Raw genomic sequence first — 7,147 nt, 5'->3', positions numbered from 1 at the left:
CTTCAAGACCGGCGCGCGGGTCAGCGTCGTGATGAGCCCGTTCGCTGCGGCCATGAGCGACCAGGACATGAAGGACGTCGCGGCCTATTACGCCTATCTGCCGCGGGTGCCTTCGAACAATCTGGATGCCGGGCGTCCCGCGCCGGCAGTGGTGGTGACGGGCGCTCCGATGCGCAACATCCCGCCTTGCGGGTCTTGCCACGGCGATATCGACAACAAGGCGGGAAGCCCCTGGCTCGGCGGCCAGTCGGCGGTCTACATCAAGGCGCAACTCGAGGCCTTTGCGTCCGGGGCCCGCCGCAACGACATCAGCCAGCAGATGCGCAACATCGCCCGCCAGATGACGGCCGAGGAGATCGACCAGGTTGCGCATTACTACGAGGCCCAGCCCTAAGCGGGTCTTAACCTGCCGTTAACCATAATTACGGCAGGTTGACAGGACATGGGTGCCGATTGCCGGCGCCCGGCAAGGCACCCGATCAATGGCGGTCGACCTCTTCAACGCGACGGCTTCGGCAGGTGTCGATGCTTCGCGCCTGAAGGTCGCCGGCTCGATCAAGCAGGCGGCCGCGACCACCGGCACGAGCTTCGAATATCTGCTCACGACCGCGAAGATGGAATCCAATTTCAATCCGCGGGCGGGCGCCACGACTTCGTCGGCGCATGGACTCTATCAGTTCATCGACCAGACCTGGCTCGGCACCGTCAAGGAGGCCGGAAGCCAGCTCGGCTACGGCCAGTATGCCGACGCCATCACCAGGAATTCCGACGGCAGCTATTCTGTCAGCGATCCCTCCGCGCGCAACGCGGTCATGAAGCTGCGCGACGATCCGGATGCGGCGTCGTCGATGGCGGCAGTGCTGACACAATCCAACAGCTTCAAGCTCACCGGCACGCTCGGCCGTCGCCCGACCGATGCCGAGCTCTATATGGCGCATTTCATGGGCGTCGGCGGCGCCGGCAAGCTGATCTCGAGTGCCGAGGACAGCCCGAGCGCCAACGCGGCCGCGATGTTTCCGAAGGCGGCTGCGGCGAACCAGTCGATCTTCTACGACAAGTCGGGCAGCGCGCGCAGCGTCAGCCAGGTCTATTCGGTGTTGACGACACGCTACGCCGCGGCGGCGAATTCGAAGGACACGCGCACCGCCTTTGCGGCGGCGGGGGGCGACACCATGTCGCCTTATGCGATCGCAAGCGCTACGCCGACACAAGCGGTGGCCATGGACACCGCATCCTATCTGTCGACCTTCCCGAATGCCGGCGCGGCCTCATCAGTCGGTGCGACCTCGGCCGTCGCATCGGCGCAGCCAGCGCCGGCGTTCCGTTCGCTCTACCAGGGCGGCGATCGTCCGCAGCCGATCTCGCCGGCGGTGCAGGAGCTGTGGGGCAATTCCTCCGCGCTGACCACGGCGGCCACGCCGAAGGTCCGCGCGCCCGGGCGGCTTGATCTGTTCAGCGATCCGAACGGCACCTACAGCAACGGCTAGCCTGGCGTGCTTGGACCCTGATCGGATCAATCCAGCCGTCGCCGCAACTCCAAAATATCGAAAACAACCCTATGCAAAGTAGCCGGTGGCCGCCGGCTGCCGAATGACGCCTTGACACGTCGGGCAACTCAGCGCCACACTTCCATTATTCCGAAATTGTGCAGGCGTGCTGCCCTTGGCGCCCCCAAGGCCGAGTGAATTGGAGGCAGTGCGAGGCGGCGTCCCGGCAGGATCATTCGTCTGCTGCGCGTGCGAAGTCGCGCGTCAGTGCCGCCTTAACGAAACGTCAATAATCCCAAACGTTTATGGTGAACCCTTTGTTAAGCGTCATGGTTTATTTTTCCTTGTAGTGGCGTCGTATGTCGATGCCGTCTCGTTGCGTAAGCCGGCAGGACCATGATCGTTCGGCAGTTCATTAGTTGGATTAGGACCGCTCCGGCAGGCGAGCGGGCAGAGGCGACACGGGCGTTGGCCCGGGCCTGGCTCATTTCAGATCTCACCGAGGACGACCGCATTGCAGCCGAAGGCGCGCTGCTGATGCTGCTCGACGATCCATCGCCGCTGGTTCGGCAGGCGATGGCCGAGGTGTTCGCCCACAGCGCGGAGGCGCCTGCTGCAATCGTGCGGGCGCTGTCGGCCGACCAGCCGGCGATCGCGCTGCCGGTGCTGGAACATTCACCGCTCTTGATCGATGCCGATCTCGTCGACATCGTCGCGACCGGCTCCGACGAGATGCAGTGCACGATCGCGCGCCGCGTCAATCTCCCGGCCTCCGTTGCGGCTGCGATTGCCGAGGTCGGGTCGGCGGCGGCCGCGCTCGAGCTGATCGAGAATCCATACGCCGGCCTTGCGCCGTTCTCCTGGGATCGCATCGTCGAGCGCCACGGCCATCTCGCGGCGATCCGCGAATCGATGCTGGCGCTGGAAGACCTGCCGTCCGCGACGCGGCTGGCGCTGGTCGCAAAGCTCTCCGACACGCTGGCGCAGTTCGTCGTCGCGCGAAACTGGCTCGGCGCCGACCGAGCCGACCGGATCGCCGGCGAGGCGAAAGAGCGCTCGACGGTGAACATCGCCGCGCGCGCCTTTGGCGACGACATGCAAAACCTGATCACGCATCTGCGCGGCACCGGACAACTGACCGCCGGGCTGATCCTGCGCGCGCTGCTGTCGGGCAATCTCGATTTGTTCGGGGCGGCGCTCGCCGAACTGTCCGGGCTGCCCTATGGCCGCGTCTCCGCGCTGCTGAACGACCGCGGCGGCAACGGCCTGCAGGCGCTGCTGCGTCGCGCCGGCTTGCCGGAATCCACCTATGCCGCGTTCCGCGTCGCGCTCGAGGCCAGCCACGAGGTCGGCTATGTCGACAGCGGCGACGGCGCCGCGCGGCTGCATCGCCGCATGGTGGAGCGCGTGCTGACCCATTGCGAGACCGATCAGTCGGCCGCCGAGCCGCTCTTGATCCTGCTGCGCCGCTTTGCGACCGAGTCAGCCCGCGAGGATGCGCGGATGTTCTGCGAGGAGCTCGCCGCGGAAGACGCGATCTCGGTGCTGCCTTACGACGACGATCTCATCGCGGCCTGAGAGGGCCGCGTTTCCTGCGCTCGAGAGGCTGCCGCAACGCGGCGGCCGACCCCGCCGCTATTCGCCAGGGGCGATGCTCGGCGCGAGGATGGCCTCGAGATGCTCGGGGCGATCGCGGTTGGCGTGGGTCAGGAATTCATCGGCGATGCCGCGGAGCTGCTTGCTCAGCACGCCGGCCACGACTGCGGTATCGAGCTTGGTGCGGTTGCGCACGATCGCCTGCACGGCGTTGATGTGATGGGCAATCAACTGTTGCGGCACCGCGCCGAGGTCAGGCGCGTGCTCGATGATGCGGCACAGGCTCTCCGCTGCCGCGGCCGCCGAGGGATAACCGAATGTTGCGGCATCGCCCTTGATGTCGTGCGCCGCCCGGAACAGCTCCTCGCGCGTCCTGTCGTTGAAGCCTTCGCGCATCACCGCGGCGTGCGCGGCGGAGAGGCGGTCGGCCTCGATCGTCATCCACTCCTTGAACTCGCCGGACAGCCCGGCGAGCGCCTTTTCGGCGCGGCCGACGGGATCGTCGAGATCGCTCTCGGGGACCCGCAGCAGCATCTTGCGCAGCGGGTTCGGCTGCGTGATCACGTGGTGGGTGCCGAAACTCTTGACCTCGATCGTCCCAGCTTTGTCTTTCGCCATGGCGGTGTCCTAGATGGTCGAGCGCGCCTTTTCGAGCAGCGACGGCTGTTGCAGCACCTCGACCTCGCCGCTGCCGCGGCGCTCGGGGCCGATATAGGTGTTGGTGGTGTTGCGGCGGCGGTCGGGGCCGAAATAGGTCTTGGTCTTGATGAACGGACGCGGATTGGCGACCACGTTCATGATCCGCTGGTAGAGGCCCTTGGCCGAGATCGGCTTGGCCAGGAATTCGGTGACGCCGGCATCCCGCGCGACGGTGACGCGGCGCTTCTCGGAATGGCCGGTCAGCATGATGATCGGCGCGTAGGGATTGCCCTTGGATTCCGGCTGCCGGATCATCTGCGCGAGCTCGAGCCCGTCGAAGATCGGCATCGACCAGTCGGTGATGACGATGTCGGGCACGTAATGGGTATACATCTCGAGCGCGGTGGCGCCGTCCTCGGACTCATACACCTCGCGCGCGCCGAACGAATGCAGCAGCGTCCGCAGGATGCGGCGCATGTGCGGATTGTCGTCGCAAATCAAAAATCGCAGCTTGTTGAAATCGATGCGATACATGGTCCGGTCCCGAACGGGCATACCGGGCCAATGCGGTATTACCCAGCGTTAACCATATCCTGCCCGGGGTTAATGATTGGTTGCCGGGCAGGGGCCCGGCGAGGCCACCCGCCGTCAGTAGCCGAACTGCTCGCGCAGGATGCGCTCTTCCAGCGAGTGACCGGGGTCGAACAGCATCCGCATCGCTATCGTCTTGTCGGACAGCACCTCGACCCGGCGGACATCGCGGACCTCGTCATGGTCGGCGACCGCGGCGACCGGGCGCTTGTCGCCCTCGATCACCTCGATCACCACGAAAGCTGAGTTCGGCAACAGCGCGCCGCGCCAGCGCCGCGGCCGGAACGCGCTGATCGGGGTCAGCGCCAGCAGCGCCGCGTTGATCGGCAGGATCGGCCCCTGGGCGGAGAGATTGTAGGCGGTCGATCCGGCCGGCGTCGCCACCAGGATGCCGTCGGCCATCAGCTCGGGCATCCGCTCATGCTCGTCGATCAGGATCCGCAGCTTGGCGACCTGGTAGGTCTGCCGGAACAGCGCGACCTCGTTGATGGCGTGATGCAGATGCACGGCGCCGTGGATGTCGGTCGCGCGCATCAGCAGCGGATTGATCAGCGATTCCCGCGATGCGGCCAGCCGCGTGCGCAGATCATGCGTCGAGTATTCGTTCATCAGGAAGCCGACGGTGCCGCGGTGCATGCCGTAGATCGGCTTGCCGCTGCGCATGTTGGCGTGCAGCGTTTGCAGCATCAGCCCGTCGCCGCCGAGCGCAACCACGACGTCGGCATCGGCGGCCGAATGGTTGCCGTACATCGCGGTCAGCTGCTCGAGCGCCGTCTGCGCTTCCGCGCTCGGACTGGCGACGAAGGCGATCTTGTCATACCGCTTGGGGCTTGCCATCGCTCACGAACTCTTTTGGCCCGGATTACGCCGCGTTCGTCTATACATCCCGGGCGGCCTTGTCGAGATGGTCCGGGAACGGACCGCATGCCTTGCGGGTGCCGCCAAGCTACCGCAGTTTGCGGCAAGATTGCTTAAAGGCGGGTCCAGGGAGTGCAGGGTATGGCTAACAGTTTTGCGACACGGCTCGCCGCGGCGTTGCTGGTAGCCTGCCTCGCAACCGCGGCGCGGGCCGATGACGAGACCCCGCAGCCATCGCCGTCGCCGAGCGCGCAGGCCCCGGGCGGCCAGAAGGGGCGGGCAGGGCGCGGCGAGAGCGGCTCCGGCGCCAACGCTGCAGCCAACGCGTCGACCGCCGAATTGCATCGCCTGCCGCCGGATTCGACGACCAAGCAATCGGTCGCGCTGCCGGGCCGCACGCTGAACTTCAGCGCCACCGCGGGCTCGATCCGCGTGTTCGACGACAAGGGCGAGCCGCTCGCCGACATCGCCTACACCTCCTACCAGCTCGACGGCGCCGAGAAGGCGAACCGTCCGGTGACGTTCCTGTTCAATGGCGGGCCTGGCTCCGCGTCGGCCTGGCTGCAATTCGGCAATGTGGGGCCGTGGCGGCTGCCGTTCGATGGCGACGGCGCGGTGTCCTCGGCCTCGCCCGAGCTGCAACCCAACGCCGACACGTGGCTCGATTTCACCGACCTCGTCTTCATCGATCCGGTCGGCACCGGCTACAGCCGTTTCGTCACCACGTCGGAGGATGCGCGCAAGCGCTTCTTCAGCGTCGACGGCGACGCCAATTCGGTCGCGCTGGTAATCCGCCGCTGGCTGGAGAAATACGACCGGCTGACCTCGCCGAAATATGTCACCGGTGAAAGCTATGGCGGCATTCGCGGACCCAAGGTGGTGCGCAATCTGCAAATGCAGCAGGGCGTCGGCGTGCGCGGCCTGATCCTGATCTCGCCGGTGCTGGATTTCCGCGACTATAGCGGCACCAGCATCCTGCAATACGTCGCAAGCCTGCCGACCATGACGGCGGTGGCGCGGCAGGCCAAGGGGCCGGTGACGCGCGACGATCTCGCCGACGTCGAGAACTACGCGCGCGGCGATTTCCTGCTCGACCTGGTCAAGGGGCAGGCCGATACCGAGGCCACCACGCGGCTCGCCGACAAGGTCGCGAGCCTGACCGGCATCGATCAGGCGGTGAGCAGACGGCTCGCCGGACGGTTCGACATCGGCGAATTCCGCCGCGAGTTCGATCGCAAGAACGGCAAGGTGACCGGCCGCTACGATGCCTCGGTCGAAGGCTTCGATCCCTATCCGGATTCGAGCTACTTCCACTTCAACGATCCGTCCGGCGATCCCCTGATGGCGCCGCTGACCAGCGCCGCGGTCGATCTCACCACGCGCAGGCTGAACTGGCGGCCCGACGGCTCCTATCACCTGCTCAGCGAAAGCGTGAACAAGGCCTGGGAGTTCGGTCACGGCGTCAGCCCGCCGGAGTCGGTGACGCAGCTGCGCCAGATGCTGGCGCTCGATCCGAAGCTGAAGCTCTTGATCGGCCACGGCATGTTCGACCTCGCGACGCCATACTTCGCCTCGAAGATCATCCTCGATCAGCTGCCGGCCTTCGCGGGTCCGAGCCGCACCAGGCTCGCGGTCTATCCCGGCGGCCACATGTTCTACTCCCGCGACGGCTCCCGCCAGGCGTTCCGCAAGGAGGTCGAGGCGCTGGTGAAGTGAGGGAGCGTAGCGAGTTGGATTTCGTCACCCGCGGCATCATAACTGCGTCGTCCCGGCGAAGGCCGGGATCCATACGCCGCGGCGGATGTTGTAGGTGGGACTCGTCGTTCGAGTAGCGCTCAACAATAAGCTTTCGTGGTTGATGGGGTGGACGGCCCCCTACGGCATCAGTGTGCCAGAATGAGGTTGTTGCAAATCTCAGACAAGGGAGCCGTCCGTGAGAGAGATTATCCGCATTGGGATGGATACGTCGAAGTATA

General features: G+C 65.9%; 7 protein-coding genes. 4 read left to right on the top strand and 3 right to left on the bottom strand.

All coding sequences use genetic code 11. The features are described from left to right. The 3 genes from FNJ47_RS43715 to FNJ47_RS43705 form a co-directional block, all read left to right on the top strand. A partial coding sequence (locus tag FNJ47_RS43715; RefSeq protein WP_430649478.1) for a c-type cytochrome occupies positions 1-394 on the top strand: 394 nt, incomplete at its 5' end. An 88-nt stretch (positions 395-482) separates the two neighbouring features. Continuing rightward, positions 483-1,487 carry a transglycosylase SLT domain-containing protein gene (locus FNJ47_RS43710; RefSeq protein ID WP_163162678.1) on the top strand — a complete coding sequence of 335 codons (1,005 nt, stop codon included), beginning with the start codon at positions 483-485 and terminating at the stop codon, positions 1,485-1,487. A 396-nt stretch (positions 1,488-1,883) separates the two neighbouring features. Next, entirely contained in the window at positions 1,884-3,065 is a 1,182-nt protein-coding gene (locus tag FNJ47_RS43705; protein WP_163162676.1) for a DUF2336 domain-containing protein, read from the top strand. Between the two features lie 57 nt (positions 3,066-3,122). On the opposite strand, the gene FNJ47_RS43700 is transcribed toward FNJ47_RS43705, so the two are convergent. The 3 genes from FNJ47_RS43700 to FNJ47_RS43690 form a co-directional block, all read right to left on the bottom strand. Beyond that, on the bottom strand, positions 3,123-3,701 hold the full coding sequence (locus FNJ47_RS43700) for an Hpt domain-containing protein (RefSeq protein ID WP_163162674.1): 579 nt from the start codon (positions 3,699-3,701) through the stop codon (positions 3,123-3,125). Positions 3,702-3,710: 9 nt separating this feature from the next. Continuing rightward, on the bottom strand, positions 3,711-4,256 hold the full coding sequence (locus FNJ47_RS43695) for a response regulator (protein ID WP_163162672.1): 546 nt from the start codon (positions 4,254-4,256) through the stop codon (positions 3,711-3,713). Between the two features lie 114 nt (positions 4,257-4,370). Continuing rightward, positions 4,371-5,150, bottom strand: a complete 780-nt coding sequence (locus tag FNJ47_RS43690; protein ID WP_163162670.1) for an NAD kinase — start codon at positions 5,148-5,150, stop codon at positions 4,371-4,373. 162 nt (positions 5,151-5,312) lie between these two features. Here FNJ47_RS43690 and FNJ47_RS43685 point away from each other — a divergent pair, with 162 nt between their 5' ends. Continuing rightward, positions 5,313-6,887, top strand: a complete 1,575-nt coding sequence (locus FNJ47_RS43685; protein WP_163162668.1) for a S10 family peptidase — start codon at positions 5,313-5,315, stop codon at positions 6,885-6,887. The last annotated feature ends 260 nt before the right edge of the window (positions 6,888-7,147 follow it).

The sequence above is a fragment of the Bradyrhizobium uaiense genome (assembly GCF_010811875.1).
In the GTDB taxonomy this organism is placed as follows: Bacteria; Pseudomonadota; Alphaproteobacteria; order Rhizobiales; family Xanthobacteraceae; genus Bradyrhizobium; species Bradyrhizobium uaiense.
Note: the sequence above shows the minus strand (reverse complement) of the source record. Positions and strands in the feature narration are given on the sequence as shown.